The sequence below is a fragment of the Flavobacterium xylosi genome, from assembly GCF_042787345.1.
Classification (GTDB): Bacteria; Bacteroidota; Bacteroidia; order Flavobacteriales; family Flavobacteriaceae; genus Flavobacterium; species Flavobacterium xylosi.
In genome coordinates this window covers 1-17085 of sequence record NZ_JBHZPZ010000015.1, presented here as the reverse complement: position 1 = coordinate 17085, position 17085 = coordinate 1, and the positions used below count along the sequence as shown (strand labels likewise).

The following is a 17085-nucleotide window of genomic DNA, read 5'->3' as shown; positions in this document are numbered from 1 at the left end:
CATACAGTGGCAATTTCGTCTTCTATAAATTTATTTTGTTATTCTGATTAATGATTTTTTGGTTATTCTGTCACTATATCATTGAGAATATGTCTGTTTGTACATTCTAAACAAGCGAATAATTTTTTTATAAAACAGAATTATTTTACTAGTATTTAATTTATAAATTTTTTAACGAGGGTTGTTTTATTCCTGCTAAATATTTTATCCAAAGAAATCAATGGTGTTTTTTGCATTCACAATAAGTGGGAAGTTAGAATAATTCGTTCCGTTTTTTTTTAATCAGATAAAATTGTCTCAGTTGCTTTCGCATGTTTTAAAAATGTTTCAAAAAAAAACCACTCGGTCAGGAGTGGTTTTTACTGGAATGCTTTTTAATTAGTATATTATTTTTTTAGAAACTACAGTGTCATTTTCTAAAGTGATTTTTACAATTAAGCCTGAAGTTGTTTTATTTAAATGACTCAAGGTATATTTTGAAGCATTTACCTTTTTATAACTGTCAATTTTTCTACCCAATAAATCATATACGGCAATATTTTTTATCAGTTGGTTTGAAGATTGAACGGTTACGTTTTGATTTACTATTACAATTGCCTCATCAGATTTAGATAAACTAAATGTATTTGTTCCTAAGGTTTTGTCAGTGAAACGAAGATAAAAACGGTCCTCGATAGTTCCTGCGGGAAGTTCTACTTCGTAAAAAGTATCTTTTATATTATGATAGGTATCATCTGATTTATCATAAATGAAAACCTTTTGGTTATCATCAAAATTTTCTAATTCATCAATTGTAAAGGAAACCTTTCCTATAGAATCCGTTTTCACACCAATGGGATAGGAAGCATTTTCATCAAAAAAGCCTTCTCCTTGAATTACTAATTGGTTTTCACTATTCAATAAATACATATCATTAGGGAAATCGTCCATCATTAGTCCATCATAACCATAGTCTATGCCACTTGTTGCGTTTTCTTCCATAAAGCCTAACAATACCTGGCGATGGTAACCGTTAGCGGAATTATAACCTAAACGAACTCTTTTATAAGTATCCTGTTCTACAGGGTCAATACTGTTGTCGTTCCAGTGGTTTGGTTTTTTAGTGGTTGTTTTATACAATATATTAGAGGTATTAAGGATGTTTTCCTCCGTTTCAAAACCTCTTAGACTATTTCTGAAAGTAACTGTTCCTCCAGTAGCGCTTCCGTTCACAAAAAATCCTTGGCCAACAGGGATAAATTTATTTGGAGAACCCTTTGACTGTGTGCCTGATGAGCTAATTAAACCGCCGTATGCTAAAGCGGCAACGCCCCCGGTCAAATTTCTCTCGGCATAACCCCCTTGATAGCTTGCTAAATAATGTGAAGAATTAGAAGCGAAATGTTCCCAAAAATAAATTGTTCCGTCTATTGAGCTATTATTATTAGTTATAAATGCGTTAGCGTCTATTGCTGATGGATAAGGGTTTCCAGTAAGAGATAATTGGTCCGGTCCAACAGTAGTAGTAATGGTACCATTATTTGGCTTGCCTACAAAAGTTAGATTTTGAGGACTTCCTGCGCCGCTTCCTTTTAATGTAAACCCTTTGCCTACTTGTAAGAATGTTGATTCGTTTATCTTAACCCAATCTGCATAAACCGCCCCATTATTAAATGTATACAGCCAATAACTGGCTAAACTTATAGGTAAAGGAGTAGCCAATCCATCATAGCCTCCGATCCACTTGATCTCCTCCGGTGTGGCAGTTGTGCCGTCTTTCAGTATCCCTTTTACGGTATAATTGGTGTTATTAGCTGAATTATTGATAGGATTTACTGGTGGGCTCCAATAATTATAATTGTATATTTTTGACTGTCCTTGCTGGTCTCTCTCGATCCAGCCAGCACTGGTTGGGGCTAAATCACTTCCTTCGGTTTGTACCAATTGTGATCTTCCCACTAAATCTATTTTTCCGTCTAATTTTAAGTAATGGGAAACTTCGATTTTTGAATTGTTTGTTGCGCTTATTATGCTTGCTATACCAGCATCTACAAGTAATCCTAGTACTGTTTTGTTTCCTGTGGATGAAATAGTATGACTCGTTTTAACGATATTCCAGTCTATAGGAATAGATGGTGTAACTAATGACATACTGTAGGGTAAATTTTGAGTAGATCCGTTATCCCACGTTCCTGAAGTTGTCCAATCGCCGTTCGCAATACTTTGATATGGTAAAGGAGCCGTTTGGGTTGCAACCGTTATTTTGTCTGTTGTTAAATATTTAATTCTAGCCCAACGATTACTATCTGATTTGTCTTTAATTGCAGTACCATAATACGTATTTAAATCGTAATAGGCTTGCAGAGTACTCCATAGTACAGATGAAACTTCATTTTTTGGAATCGTGTTTGGAATAATTTTTCCAGAAGTTGAAATGGATCCTGATTTTTCAATTTCTTGATTCATTATGTAACGAATCTGAGTGATACTTAAAGGGGTAGTCCATATTCGAATTTCATCAATATCCCCATTAAATAAATTTGTAATAGCTGATTTGTTTGTATAAACCGCTCCAATTGAAAAGTTACTGGTATTAGAAATGGGGTCTGGCAGTGAATTAACGGTATTGTCAAGAACTCCGTCAATATAAAGATTTGCTGTTCCGCCAGAATAAGTTATCGCGACATAATGCCATTTTCCATCATTGACGGGGGTATTACTGACTATTTTATTACTTCCATTCCAACTGGCAGCAACTTTATTAGAAGCATCAACATAAAATTGATAAGCATTTGTTTTTGAAACAAATGTCCCTGCAGAGATAGTTCTGATCCATCCCGAAACTGTAAATGAAGTACCAAGGTTAATATTTCTTTCTCCAACAATAAAATCTCCCGCTTGGTTATCAACACGGTATTTATTCTCTACCTGATTCGCTATACCAAAACTAAAAAATTTGGTTGTGTCGAAATCGTACCAAGTTTCCAAATTTGTTCCTGTATCAGTCATTGGAATGATATCAATTATATCAGCAGCTGCAAAAGCTGCAGTTGATGAAACAATCAAAACATATTCTTGCGTAGCAGTTTTTGCAAAAGATGAAGTTAAAGTTGTTTTAGGTAAAGAAACTACTACTTCGCCGGTATCAATCCCTGTTTCAACGATTTTATATTTTCTGTTTCCAGCTATGAAAGAGGTTGAAATACCTCCTAAATTTACATTTGTAGTAGTGCCTGAAGATTCGAATGTTAAGTTATTACAACCCCAGACAAGATAGTCTCTATTGGAGGTAAACGAATTTGTATTGGCAGTATTTGTATTTGCCACTTGGCCTAAACCGATAGTGACATCGGTAGATAGATTTGAGCTCCTGGATTGTTTTTGGTTTAATTTCGACAAATCGTCTCTACCAATTCCAGCAATGTCGAAATTATATCCGGTTGCTGTAGCGTCCCAAATAGTAGTTCCTGCTGAGTTGGTGTAGTTCATGGAAGTACCATTGACTCCCAAGGTAATCCCATATTTTATGGCTAAATAGCTCCGAATATTACTTCTTTGTGCGTCCGTGGTTCGTGAGTTATAAGTAATGACTTCCGCCACTTTTGCGTTTAAACTACCATCAATACCTTCACTTCGTCCTATCCAGTATTGGCTATTGGAAACGTTGGCAAATCCTGAAAGAGGGGGCGAATTATTGACAACGTTATTACCGTTAAAGAATAGCTCTTGTCCGTTTGTGTCACTATTATTTCGCGTATTTATAATACCTGGAGAATTATATGAAGCACTTGTGCTAATGTGTGCAACTCCATAACCATTGCCAAGCCCGGTAGAAGTACCTAATGCGTAAGTTAAAACTTCATTATTAAATCTTACGGTATAGTTTCCAAAACCAATACCTGTTAAATCAGTTTCTTGAACGGTAGGGCTTCTGTCTCCACAAAAAATATCCATTCGTGCTGAAGCTGATGTAGTAGAATTGTTCGGTACCATAACCACAAACATATCTTGACTGTAAAATGCAGATGAGCCTTTTAGATACTTTCTAGTTGGATCATTGTCAAGATAATTACCGGCAGCCGTTGAACCATCATTTGTAAAATCTACTACGGAGTTGAAGTTGATATTAGCAGCTGCATTATTTTTATATATTGGAGCACCAGTTGCTACAGGCTTAATAGCATTGGCACCTAAGGCTTGTGTTTGCCATGTTGTTACGGGACTGTTATCAGCAACAGTTATGGTGCCGTCGAGCAAGTCAGATCGCAACCATAACTGCAAATTTTGGGTAACTCCTCCAGGACCATTTGCTAATAATAATGTAATAATAATGGCTCCATGTTGACCTGATCCGCCTATATATGCATAAGCACCGCCACCTTTATCACCAGCGCCGCCACCACCACCACCATAACCTGTGGTAGATGCATTTGCGCCTGGGCCACCGTCATTCCCTCCTTTTCCTCCTGCCCCACCAAAATTATTAACTAGAGCACCTCCATTGCCCCCAGTAGAATATAGAGTTGGAGTGAGTCCATTGTTACCTATACCTGTACCACCACCACCACCACCACCACCACCACCACTACCACCACCACTAGAAGTAGTAAATCCATAACTATTTCCTCCATTTCCTCCGGCAAACCGCACATCTCCAATACTTGTAGCTACTGTACCTCCGGTACCTCCTGTCGCATTGGTATCAGGCGCAGCTCCAATCGAACCGCCTGCCGCTCTAATAGTATTTGACCCAAATGTTGCAGTTGACTCATTACCTGCCGTATCAAATCCGCTTACACCACCAACAGTAAGTGTGTATGTATTTCCGGGTGTTACGCTTACTGCGTTTAATCTGGCATACGCACCACCACCACCACCAGCACCTGTATAGCCTTTAGTGGCACCGCCGGTTCTTCCGCCAGCACCAGCACCCCAAGCCTCTACTGTTATCGAAGTAACTCCAGCTGGACAAGTCCAAGTTGAGGACGATGTAAATACAGCAGTTGATTGCGCATTCATATTATTTCCTAAGAAAAAAAGCAGCAGCAAACTCAGAGAGGAAATTAAAGAAAGGAAATAATTTTTTTTATTTTTTGCAATAATTGAATAAGAAGTAGTATCAAGATTCGCTGTAGGTTTTGCAGAATCAGTTTTTTTGAATAAATAACTTTCTTTCATTTTATTTGTAGGATTTGGAACTCAAAAATAGATTTTTTTATCAGAAAATTACCAGCTATTTACCAAATATTTTATGTAGTTTAACTGATTTATAGGTAGTTAATCGATTATTTTTAAATTGATGTTATTTTTTTTTATAAATAGCGATAAATTGTTTGTTTTATAACAATTTTATTTTTTAAAAATGCTCGATATAATTTAGTTTTCAAATACTTACACGCTAGTTGCAGGAATTAGTTAAGTAGCTGCATTGAGGTGTAAAAGTGTTTTTTTTATTATATGAATTTTTGCTAAAAGTAAAATGTTAAGCACTTCAAAAAAATGAATTGCTACCTAATATAAATTCAAATATTTTCCCTATTTTTCTTTTTTTATTTTTAAAGTAAATCGTAATAATAGTATGTTTCTAATTGTAACCAAATATTTAATTCCAAAAGGGTATCGCGGATTAGCGGCTTTTCCCTTTGTGTTTGTAAAATATCGGGTTGATAAAGAAAATTTGGTTTTTGTGAATCATGAAAAAATTCATCTGCGGCAGCAACTGGAACTATTGGTGCTTCCTTTTTTTATTTGGTATTTTCTGGAGTATTTGGTTCGGCTGGTTCAGTATAAAAATGGGGATTTAGCGTATAGAAACATTAGCTTCGAACGGGAAGCCTATGCCAATGAGTTGAATTTAGAGTATTTAAAGCGCCGTTCTTTTTTGCGGTTTTTGAATTATTTGCTCTTAAAAAAGTAGCTTTTAACTGGTTGCAGGTGATGTTGAAGGAATGTTAAGCCATTTGAAAATATTGTTGTCTTTTTCGGAAAGATTATGGGAAAGTAAATCTCGCAAAGACTCAGAGTCGCAAAGTCAGTCTATGAATAGTGGGGACTTTGCTAAAATAGATATATTTTCTAACCGTAATATAAACTAGAGTCATTTTTTGTGACAATATGTACCAATTTACACCATTTAGTCGTTGAAATTACTATACGATTTTTTATCAATTGCCGCTGGTTTTAACCATCGGATCGGAATGAGTATGCTGATTGGCTTTAGCCAAAATGAGCATTGTATTTTGGCTAAAGCCAATACTAGCCTAAAATTTCAAATTCTGTTGGTTAAAACCAACGGCCATTCATCTGAGTTGTTTGATTCTATTTTTTAGCCTTAACTGCTTACAGTAATTTCTAAACAAAAATGGTAATAATCAATTTTTATTTTTTTAAATCATTGACAATCAGAATACAAATTGTAAATATTAAAGTGATTCGCACTGATTTTTTTAACTTTAGCAAAATTTAAATCTGTGTAAAATCTTTTTAATTGGTGGATATCTATGTTTCATTTTTTAAGTTTTTTGGACACAATTTATTTTATGGACATATACCAGACAGTCCTATTATTTTTTTTTGAATCCTTTTGCGTTACATTCAAAATAAAAGATGTTTTATATTTAAAATCTTATCATTATCTCATTTAATAAGTCAAATAATAAGGAACATCAATTATTTGTAATCTTAATTCTACACCTAAGTTTTATCCTGTTTTTTATCGTTAAAATTTAAAGCTTTGGTTCTTATTGATTACTCTTCTTTTAGGTAATTTTAAATATAAGAAAATACATATGATCTATTTAAAAAGGTGTATTTCAACGATTTTTTTAGCCTTTTAACGTATTTTGTACCACTTACAATTCTACTTTTGTTGTAACTTTAACAAAAAATACTGCCTATTTGTAAATTTTACCTAAAATTAGTTTTCCGCTCCTTAAAGATATACTGATACATCAACTCAGTTAAAGATAATCTGCTTACTTTTAGATGTCTGAAAAGTATTATAAATTGGAAAATTTGAAATCATAAAAAATAAATTGGTTTTTTAGATTTATTTTTTGAATAGGTACGATTACAGCGAAGCATAAGAGAATTTTAAATTAATTTAATTCATATGTCTATGAGCTCAAAAATACTTAATCGATTATTCCTGTTTGTTGCTGGATTTTTATTTCATAGCTATGCAAACGCGCAATTGTTTGTAAGTGCAAATACGAATGTGTTTGTAAATAACGAAGTCGTTTATGTCCAACAAGACGTGGAATTAAATGCGGCCACCTGTAATTTTTATTTACGCCAAGATGCGCAGTTGCTTCAAGGTACTGCAATAGCTGGAGCTAATAAGGGGTTGGGGAACTTATCTGTTTTTCAAGAAGGGACTACCAATAATTTTCAGTTCAATTACTGGTGTTCACCGGTTGGGGGAAATTTGGCCAGTGCAGGGAATGCGCCTTTCGGAATTACACAACTTAAAGATATTACCACTTTGACAGCAAGCAGCGCTCCAACTATTTTAGCGGCAAACAATTATAATGGTTCGGCTAGTCCATTTGCAATTGCCCCTTATTGGATTAATAAATTAGTTGCTACAGCAGGCTATTCAGATTGGACTTCGGTGGGGTCAAGCTCTAATCTGAATGCCGGAGAAGGTTTTACCATGAAAGGAACTTCGGGAACCAATTTAATTACCGTAAATGGAGTTCAAAATAATCCAGGAAGTAAACAGCGCTATGATTTTAGAGGAAAACCAAATGACGGAACTATTTCCATTCCAGTTGGCATTGAACAATTTACACTAACTGGGAATCCATATCCGTCAGCAATAGATTTATCTGCTTTTTTAGTTGGAGCTACAAATACTACTGGTATCGCTTATTTCTGGGAACAGGATAAAACAGTAAATTCCCATTATATAGCGGATTATAAAGGGGGCTATGGCGCTTTTTCACCGGGTACATTGAATAGCAGCGGTATATATGTACCTGCGACTTTTTATTCGTATGATGGTTCGGGAAATGAGGGGTCGGCTACAGGAACAGGCGGAACTTATGAAAGACGTTTTTGTCCTGTTGGGCAAGGTTTCTTGATTGATGGAACAGCAAACGGAACAGTAGAAATGAAAAATAGTTACCGAGTTTTCGTAAAGGAAGGCCAGACAAATTATTCTCAATTTGAAAAAAATGCAAATCAAAGCAAAACAAAAAATACTTCGGGCTATTTATCTGCGATTCAATCGGTATCAGGTTTTGATTATACAAAAGTAAGTATTGCTCCAACACCTCAGATTCGTTTTAATACCTTATTGAATAACGAAGGAGTTCGTCAATTAGCTTTGGCATTCATTCCGGAAGCTACTGACGGAGTGGATCGTGCTATGGACGCGCTGTCTTCAAGCGATGATGCGGCAGCGGATGTTTATTTTGTCGTAGATGATTCAGAATATGTCATTAATGCTGTAAAATTTGATATCGATAAAAGTATCCCTCTTGGTTTCAGAAATACCGGAGAAGCGAATTATAAAATCACCGTCAAAGAAATTTTAAATTTTACTGAAGCTTCCAATGTTTACCTACACGACAAGGTTAAAGATTTATATTATGACATCAAAAATAGTTTTCACGAAATGACATTACCTTCCGGAGTCAATAATAAACAATATGAACTTACCTTTAAGAATAAAGCTTCTTTGGGTGTTGAAGAAAAAGTAATTGAAAACTTTGTGGTTTATCAAAACAACACCGAGAAAAGTCTGACAATCAGTAATTCGTTATTAATGGATCTTGCCAGTTGTAGTTTGTATGATGTGGCCGGGAAAATAATTTTCAGCAAAAAAGATTTAGGTACAAATGCCTCTTATAAATTTTCGACCTCCGATTTAAGTGACGGTATTTATATCGTTAAGCTTGCCACTAAAGACAAAATAGAAGTAGGGAAAAAGATTATTATTAAAAACTAAATGGGTTTTAATACCAAAAACTAATATGACTGTCCGTTACTAATACCAAAAAAACATTCCAATATCTTTATTAAAATTAAAACTCATAAAAACACTTTGTAAACCCCTGTAAACGTTGAGTTTAACAAATAAAACATTATAGTTTTTAAACAAAGAGGTTAAGAGATGCTGGCTTTGTTCTGTTTTAACAATGAGGTTTTGCGTTTTTTTAAACAAAGAAATAAAAATATCATGCGGCATTACCGAGATTCAGTAATTTTTTTAAGATTTTTTTGACAGCATTGACTCTTAATCTCTTAATCTCATTGCTGATGATAATAAAAAATAATCATGGTTCGTTTAACGGACAGTTATAAAAACTAAAGTGCATTCTGTTAAGATTGCACTTTTATTATATATAAATTTTACCTTTGTCCAAAATTATTTGATTTGAATCAACAGTTAACAATGTGTTTTCCAAACGGTATTACCGTCCATATCAAACGGGAAGATTTGATTCATCCCTTTGTTTCAGGAAATAAGTTTAGAAAGCTAAAGTATAATTTGCTTCAAGCAAAAGAAGAACAGCAGGAAACGCTGCTCACTTTTGGCGGGGCCTATTCTAATCACATTGCCGCTGTGGCTTTTGCAGGAAAAGAAAAAGGATTCAAAACGATAGGGATTATCAGAGGGGACGAACTTCGGGACAAAATTTCGGAAAATCCAACCTTGCAATTTGCCGAAAACTGCGGAATGCAATTCGAATTTGTCAGCAGAGAAACCTATCGATTAAAAACAGAAATTTCGTTTTTAGAAAATTTAAAACAAAAATTCGGTGATTTTTATCTTATTCCCGAAGGCGGGACTAATGAGTTGGCCATCAAAGGCTGTGAGGAAATTTTGACTGAAGAGGATGCTGAATTTGATTATATCGGCTGTTCTATAGGGACTGGCGGAACTATTTGTGGAATTATAAACAGTGTTTTACCGCATCAGAAAGTTTTAGGATTCGCCGCTTTAAAAGGGGATTTTTTAATAGAGGAAATTCGTAATATTGTAAAAAATAAGAATTGGGAGTTAGTGACGGATTATCACTTTGGTGGATATGGAAAAGTTAATATTGAGTTAATCGCATTTATTAACCAGTTTTTTGCAGAAAATAACATTCCTTTGGATCCCATTTATACTGGAAAGATGGTTTTTGGCGTTATTGATTTGATACACAAGAACTTTTTTCCCGAAAAATCAAAAATTTTACTCATTCATACTGGTGGAATTCAAGGAATTCAGGGGATGAATATGAAATTAAAAAACAAAAAATTACCAATAATAGACATCAATGGTTAAAAAATATATACTGATTCTCGTAATACTAACTTTGGTTGGCTGTAATGCCACCAAACCGGTTATTGTAACGACAAAGAAAATACCTTCAAAGCCAAAAACGGAATTAGTTCGTACGGCTAAAAAACCAATTGTCACAAAACCATCCGTTGCAAAACCAGCTTTAAAAAAACCGGTTGTAACAAATTCACCCAAACAAGACTTTCCTAATCAAGTTACTGAAGTAATAGTTTCAACTTCACAAACCGTTGTCAGTAGTGATGTCGTGGTCAATTATGTTGCTCAATTTAAGAATGTTGCTATGGATAATATGCGGACTTACGGTATTCCCGCAAGTATTGTTTTGGCTCAGGGAATTCTGGAATCGGGTGCCGGAAGAGGTGATTTAGCGGTAAATGCCAATAATCACTTTGGAATAAAATGCCATCAAGACTGGACCGGAGAAACGATAAAACACGATGATGATTCGGCTCAGGAATGCTTCAGGAAATATGATAATGTATCGGAATCTTTCAAAGACCACGCCTTGTTTTTAACTACTAGAGGACGATATTCTAATTTATTTGCTTTGTCAAAAGGGGATTATAAAGGATGGGCAAGAGGATTAAGAACAGCCGGTTATGCCACAGACCCCAAATATCCAAATAAATTAATTTCTTATATCGAACGGTATAATTTAAACCAATATGATGATCAGGTTTTAGGAAATAAGAATATACTATTGGAAAAGCAATTGACCGGAAAAATTCCTATCGAGACCATAAAAAATACAACTCATGAGGTAACTTTGTACCAAGTTCAAAAAGGAGATACGTTATATTCTATTTCCAAAAAATTCAATTTGGGAATTAATGAGTTAAAAGAAAAAAACAATCTGGTAGCCAATACACTTTCAGTTGGGCAACAGTTGAAAATTTAGTAGCAGTATATTGTAAACCTGTCGCTTCCTTCTTTATAAGGAGCCAAATATAAAATCCAAATTTTAAAATGTTATATAAAAGAAGTAGTCAGCTTTTTGCTGAAGCAGAAAAAGTAATTCCAGGAGGAGTAAATTCACCCGTAAGAGCCTTTAAAGCAGTTGGTGGAACCCCTATTTTTGTCAAAAGTGCCAAGGGTGCTTATTTGTATGATGAAGATGGAAATCGATTAATCGATTACATCAATTCATGGGGGCCAATGATTTTAGGACATGCCTTTGAACCGGTTGTACAAGCCGTAATTGAAAAAGCCAAGTTAGGAACTTCGTTTGGGATGCCGACCGAATTAGAAACACAAATTGCTGCTTTAGCCGTTTCTATGGTTCCAAATATTGAGAAGATAAGATTCGTAAATTCAGGTACTGAAGCTTGTATGAGCGCCGTAAGACTGGCACGAGGATTTACCAAAAAAGATAAAATAATAAAATTTGCCGGTTGCTATCACGGGCACTCCGATTCTTTCCTGATTCAGGCGGGAAGTGGGGCAATTACTTTCGGGTCACCAAATAGTCCGGGAGTTACTGCTGGTACCGCAAAAGATACCTTGTTGGCAAAATACAATGATTTAGAAAATGTAGCCACACTGATTGAGGCCAATAAAAACGAAATTGCCGCAATTATCGTAGAACCAGTTGCAGGAAATATGGGTTGTATTCCGCCAAATAAAGGCTTCTTGGAAGGATTACGTCAACTGTGTACTGACAATGGAATTCTATTGATTTTTGATGAGGTAATGACCGGTTTCAGACTTGCCGCTGGTGGTGTTCAGGAATTATTTAATATCAATGCGGATATTGTTTGTTTCGGAAAAGTAATAGGCGGAGGCTTGCCGGTAGGAGCATTTGCTGCGCGTGAAGAAATTATGAATTATCTGGCGCCGTTAGGTCCAGTTTATCAAGCAGGAACTTTGTCAGGAAATCCATTGGCAATGGCTGCTGGATTGGCAATGTTACAAGCATTAGATGAGGACCGTGCCATTTTTAAGAGATTAGAAGAAAAAACAGCTTATTTGGCTGCCGGAATGGAAAAAGTATTGAAAGCTAATAATGTTGTTTTTACGATAAACAGAATTGGTTCTATGGTTTCAGTTCATTTTGATGGGGCGCCTGTAATTGATTTTCAATCGGCCGCTAAAGGAGACAATGAAACCTTCAAAAAATTCTTCCACGGATTATTGCAGGAGGGGATTTATATTGCGCCATCGGCATACGAAACGTGGTTTATAACGGATGCATTATCCTATGAAGACTTAGATTTTACCATTCAGGCGGTAGATAAAGTTTCTAAAACATTTTAAACAAAAAAAAGACCCAAATTTGGGTCTTTTTTTATGAAATAAGATGAAGTATTTCAAGAGAATGGATTATTTTTTGTCATCCATATTTGCTGGTTTTCCGTCTTTATGGTGCATCATTCTTTTTTTCATTCCTTGCTGTCTTTTTCCCTTCATTTCGTCCAATTTTTTAAATTGTTCTGGAGTAATAATTTTTTTCATTCTTTCCTTCATGGCAATTTTCTCATCTAACATTCTGTTTTTTCTTGCAAACATTTCATCAGAAGTGGGTTTTGTAGTAGAATCTTTGCTAGCTTTCATTTCTTTCATTCTTGCTTCTCTTTTGGTACTTTTTTCAGCAATGATTTTACTCATTTCTTTCTGTTGTGAAGCATTCAAATCTAATTCTAATGTCATTTTTTTTAACATTAATTGATTTCGTTGTTCTGGAGTAAATTTTTCCATCTCAGCTCTGTCAGGTCTTGTTCCCATTTCTTTTTTGTCCTGAGCAAAGCTTGTCATCCCAACAACCAATAATGCGGCAATTATTAATTTTTTCATTTTTAATGTTTTTAAATTAGAGTTATAAGATGCGGATAGTTGACTAAGGTTTAACTGTTAACAAAAAATTGTCATTTGAAGCAAGGCTTTGTTTTGCAGTGAAATAATTTATTAAGCATGATATTTATCAGCTTTTAAACTATTCCCTTTTGCGATATTTGTTGCCTATTCAATAAATTATTTAAAGCATGACAACAACTAAACCGTTACATACATTCCACATACCCGTGATGGGACTTGCTTACACGATAGACAGTCCGATTCGAGTGGCAAAGTATGGGATATCCTCTGTGATTTCGATTATAGATGATGATCTTATAGAAAAAATGAACGCTTTTTACAGCGAAAAATTCAGCCTTCCGTATCAGGAGATTTCTCAAAAAATGCACGATTATCGTGCAGAGCGCATTACGTCGTACCTGAATTTAGTAGATAAAATCGTAAAAGACAAATTCGAAAATTTCAAGAATGAACTGGCTGAAAGTAAATTGGCATTAGAGAATTATATTGCCATGTTGCCCAACAAGTCGGAAATTAAAAAAGGACTTAAAAATCTACTGGATGACGGAATTGCCTTTAAGGAAAATATCAAAAATTATCTTGAAAATAACCTGAGCGCCGGTGAGATTGATGTAAATATCATGACCAAAATCGACAAGGATAATTTCATTAAAGACGAACAATTACCAGCAGCTTTTAATGACGCTCATGCTTCACTTCGTGGTTTTGCTAATAGCAAATTAACTTCATCAGTTGTACTTTCGGCAGGGATGAATCCGAGATTGTACAGTTATTTCGAAAATTTCGAGGTCTTTTTCCCGGATAGCAATAACACTTTAAAGAAGAAAATTATTCTAAAAGTGAGTGATTTCCGTTCGGCAATGATTCAAGGGAACTTCTTGGCCAAAAAAGGACTTTGGGTTTCAGAATACCGAATTGAATCCGGATTGAACTGTGGCGGACACGCTTTTGCGACTGATGGGTATTTGTTAGGTCCTATTTTGGAAGAATTCAAACAGAAAAAAGAACAATTGATTCAGTCCGCACATGATTTGATGGTAAAAGCTTTAGCGCAAAAGGGAATGCACGTTCCGGAGCAGCCGTTGGATTTAAAAATAACGGTTCAGGGCGGAGTAGGGACAGCCGAAGAACACAACTTTTTATTGGATTATTATGAGGTGGATTCTGTGGGTTGGGGATCACCGTTTTTATTGGTTCCCGAAGCCACTTCTGTAGATGAAGCCACGCGTAAATTATTGGCAAAAGCCAAAGAAGAAGATTTGTACCTGAGCCATATTTCTCCGTTGGGAATTCCTTTTAATACCTTGAGAGGAACAACCAATGAGCACTTGAAACAAAAACGTATTCACGATAATAATGCGGGAAGTTCTTGCCCGAAAAAGTTTTTGGCATTAAGCAAAGAATATGGTGCTAAAGGAATTTGTTCTGCTTCCAAAAAATTCCAAGATTTAAAATTAGAGGAATTAGTTGGTAAGAAAGATACGTTAACGGCTGAAATGTTCGAAAATGCCAAAATCAAAATCACTGAAAAATCCTGTCTTTGTGTTGGTTTAGCCAATGCTTCTTATTTGGAAAATGATATTAAGATAAAAGGGCAGGCGCAAGGTGTTGTCATTTGTCCTGGGCCTAATATGGCGTATTTTGACCATGAAGTTTCACTTTCTGAAATGGTGCGACACATTTATGGAAACACTTCGGTGTTGACGGTCACAAATCGTCCTCATTTATTTGTCAAAGAATTGAAAATGTATCTGGATTATTTGAAGAACGAAATTGCAACGGTTTCTGCCGAAATTACGGCGCCGCAAATAAAAAAATGGAACTTGTTCAAGAATAATTTAGCCGAAGGAATCGCGTATTATCAATCGTTATTCTCTTTATCAGATGCTGCGGAGAACAAGCATCAAAATACACAATCTTTATTGCATTTTTACAAAGAGGAATTGTTTGGTATTAAAATTCCGGAATTGGCATAAAACATATTTCAATGCAGTTTAAAAAAACAAGCCCTCTTCACATTCGTTTATTGAAAGGTGGAGAGGGCTTTTCATGTATGGTTAGTCAGTTTTAAGTCAACTTTAAATTAAAAACTGACATCCACATCTGAAGCACTGCCTTTAGTTACAAGAACTATTTTTTTTAACAAGAACTCGAGCCAACTTGAATTGGAGGACATTTTACTGTTCCATAACTACAATATACACAACAATCTCCTTCTAGTGGTCGTAATCTTGTTTTGCAATTTTCACATTCATAGAAGAATTCACATGCATTTGTCGGCATTATCTCCGCTTTCTTATGTCCACAATTTGGGCAGGTAATTGTTGATTTTAGTTCGACAGTTTTTCCGTCATATATTCCGCAAGTTTTACAATTTCCGTGAAGTTTATTTTGGTAATAATTTACAATTGTCGCTATGAAAAGTCCAAACATGCCCGCGTAAATTAGATAAGTTGAATTTTCGTATTTACTAAAATAGTAAGCGAAGAATATCAAAATTCCACTGGGAATAGCAATTAGTAGGGGATATAAACAAAGATGTTTTCGATAAGAAACATAAAGTCCTCCAATTGAAATAAGAACCATTGCTTGGAAAATCCACAATGTCCAACCTCCAAATAATTCTAAACTACCAAAACCAAGTGCTGAAGCACCAAATGCAAAAAGAGGAAAACAACAAGGAGAAAAAATGGCAGTAAGGAAAAGTCCAACAGTTCCTACAATGTCAATATTATCGTTTATTTTAAATTTCATTTTTTTTATTTTTAATGTTTCTGTCGCTCCAGAACCGAGAGCGCGGATTTGCAATCCGTGCCCGTAAAGTTATTTTTTATTTTAAAAATATTAAGAAATATTAACTTTAATTAATTCTTGTTGTGGCTTATGTTTGATGTCACGGATTGCAAATCCGCAATTAAATCCGTGACATGGGTATTGATTTTATTACTATCTTTTATTAAAAAAGTCTATCAATATTTTATTTATTAAATCAGGTTTTTCCCAAAAGACGTCGTGAGAAGTATTTGGTAAAATACACAATTGTGATTTTTTGATTGCTCTGTGTAATTCTAATCCAAGTTCGGTTGTGTACATATCCCTGTCTCCATAAACAAGTAATGTTGGTGTATTTATTTCAACTAAAACTGATTTTTGGAAGTAAATTTCTTCAAACCACATTCTTTTTGCCTCAGTTATGTATTTTTTCCAATTTCCTGTTGGAGATTTTTCTTTATATTGTTTTATCCATGGTTTTAGTTCTTTTATTACCCAAGTTGTATCTGAAAATTTATTAATTTCTTCTAATGATTCTTTTGTTGTTCCTTCAAGTTTATAAGTTGCACCAGAAACAGCAATTTTCTTAATCTTGTCAGGTCTAATTTTTGCAAGAAGTAATGCCACATTTCCACCATCGCTCCAACCAACTACATAAGTGCTATCTAATTTTAATAAATCTATTGCTTCAGAATAATAATGAGCCATAAGTTTATAAGTCATTGTGCTATCAGCGAACTCTGAACGCCCAAGTCCAGGTGCATCAAAAGCAATTACTTTATATTTTTTTGATAAATTAGGAATACACTTTTTAAAATCAGTAATACTTCCTAAACCTCCGTGAAGTAGAAGTAAAGGAATTCCTTTTCCATATTCTTCATAATAAAGTTTAGTTCCACGAATTGTCAAATATTTTCCATTATTTGAACCATATTTAATTTGCGAAATCCCATTTATAGATAAGAATATTGTCAGTAATAATGGTAATAATTTTAATTTCATTTTTGCTTTGTCAGATTACTTGCATATTCCAATCAATCAACATTTATCCAATTCAAAAATCCAGGCCAATTACCGATGGAGTGTCAATTTGAATTATACTTTATAACAGCAGGATTCAAGTTATAAATGCAACTTTTTGATTAAACATATAATTAGGTGTTTCAAAATTAAATCTTTTTCTTGGTCTATTGTTTAATTTCTCTTGTATTTCTATAATTTTCTCA

The 17085-nt window shown here is 34.7% G+C and carries 10 protein-coding genes and 2 pseudogenes; 6 read left to right on the top strand and 6 right to left on the bottom strand.

What is annotated here, in order from left to right:
• Positions 1-378: 378 nt before the first annotated feature.
• Entirely contained in the window at positions 379-5157 is a 4779-nt protein-coding gene (locus ACFX5E_RS12460; RefSeq protein WP_379855472.1) for a DUF8202 domain-containing protein, read from the bottom strand.
• 400 nt (positions 5158-5557) lie between these two features.
• Between ACFX5E_RS12460 and ACFX5E_RS12455 the strand changes: the two genes are divergently transcribed.
• The 5 genes from ACFX5E_RS12455 (at position 5558) to hemL (ending at position 12529) form a co-directional block, all read left to right on the top strand.
• Positions 5558-5896 (top strand): hypothetical protein, encoded by a 339-nt coding sequence (locus ACFX5E_RS12455; RefSeq protein ID WP_379855471.1) that lies wholly within the window; start codon positions 5558-5560, stop codon positions 5894-5896.
• 1200 nt (positions 5897-7096) lie between these two features.
• A complete protein-coding gene (locus ACFX5E_RS12450) occupies positions 7097-8932 on the top strand; it encodes a T9SS type A sorting domain-containing protein (RefSeq protein WP_379855470.1) in 1836 nt (611 codons plus the stop codon).
• 447 nt (positions 8933-9379) lie between these two features.
• Entirely contained in the window at positions 9380-10258 is an 879-nt protein-coding gene (locus tag ACFX5E_RS12445; protein ID WP_379855546.1) for a 1-aminocyclopropane-1-carboxylate deaminase/D-cysteine desulfhydrase, read from the top strand.
• On the top strand, positions 10251-11174 hold the full coding sequence (locus ACFX5E_RS12440) for a glucosaminidase domain-containing protein (protein WP_379855469.1): 924 nt from the start codon (positions 10251-10253) through the stop codon (positions 11172-11174). The genes ACFX5E_RS12445 and ACFX5E_RS12440 overlap by 8 nt, the downstream gene beginning before the upstream one ends.
• Before the next feature lie 68 nt (positions 11175-11242).
• Positions 11243-12529 carry a glutamate-1-semialdehyde 2,1-aminomutase gene (gene hemL / locus ACFX5E_RS12435; protein ID WP_379855468.1) on the top strand — a complete coding sequence of 429 codons (1287 nt, stop codon included), beginning with the start codon at positions 11243-11245 and terminating at the stop codon, positions 12527-12529.
• A gap of 66 nt (positions 12530-12595) precedes the next feature.
• Here hemL and ACFX5E_RS12430 read toward each other — a convergent pair whose 3' ends face one another.
• The gene (locus ACFX5E_RS12430; protein WP_379855467.1) at positions 12596-13066 is read right to left on the bottom strand and encodes a hypothetical protein; all 471 of its coding nucleotides are present in this window, start codon (positions 13064-13066) and stop codon (positions 12596-12598) included.
• A 188-nt stretch (positions 13067-13254) separates the two neighbouring features.
• On the opposite strand from ACFX5E_RS12430, the gene ACFX5E_RS12425 reads away from it, so the two are divergent.
• Positions 13255-15063 (top strand): hypothetical protein, encoded by a 1809-nt coding sequence (locus ACFX5E_RS12425; protein WP_379855466.1) that lies wholly within the window; start codon positions 13255-13257, stop codon positions 15061-15063.
• A 163-nt stretch (positions 15064-15226) separates the two neighbouring features.
• On the opposite strand, the gene ACFX5E_RS12420 is transcribed toward ACFX5E_RS12425, so the two are convergent.
• The 4 genes and pseudogenes from ACFX5E_RS12420 to ACFX5E_RS16260 all read right to left on the bottom strand — a co-directional run.
• Positions 15227-15445, bottom strand: a complete 219-nt coding sequence (locus ACFX5E_RS12420; protein ID WP_379855545.1) for a GDCCVxC domain-containing (seleno)protein — start codon at positions 15443-15445, stop codon at positions 15227-15229.
• Positions 15446-15496: 51 nt separating this feature from the next.
• Positions 15497-15841, bottom strand: a pseudogene (locus ACFX5E_RS12415) (MerC domain-containing protein); the annotation flags it as partial.
• Between the two features lie 192 nt (positions 15842-16033).
• A complete protein-coding gene (locus ACFX5E_RS12410) occupies positions 16034-16861 on the bottom strand; it encodes an alpha/beta fold hydrolase (protein WP_379855465.1) in 828 nt (275 codons plus the stop codon).
• Between the two features lie 115 nt (positions 16862-16976).
• Positions 16977-17085: pseudogene (locus ACFX5E_RS16260) on the bottom strand (IS30 family transposase); the annotation flags it as partial.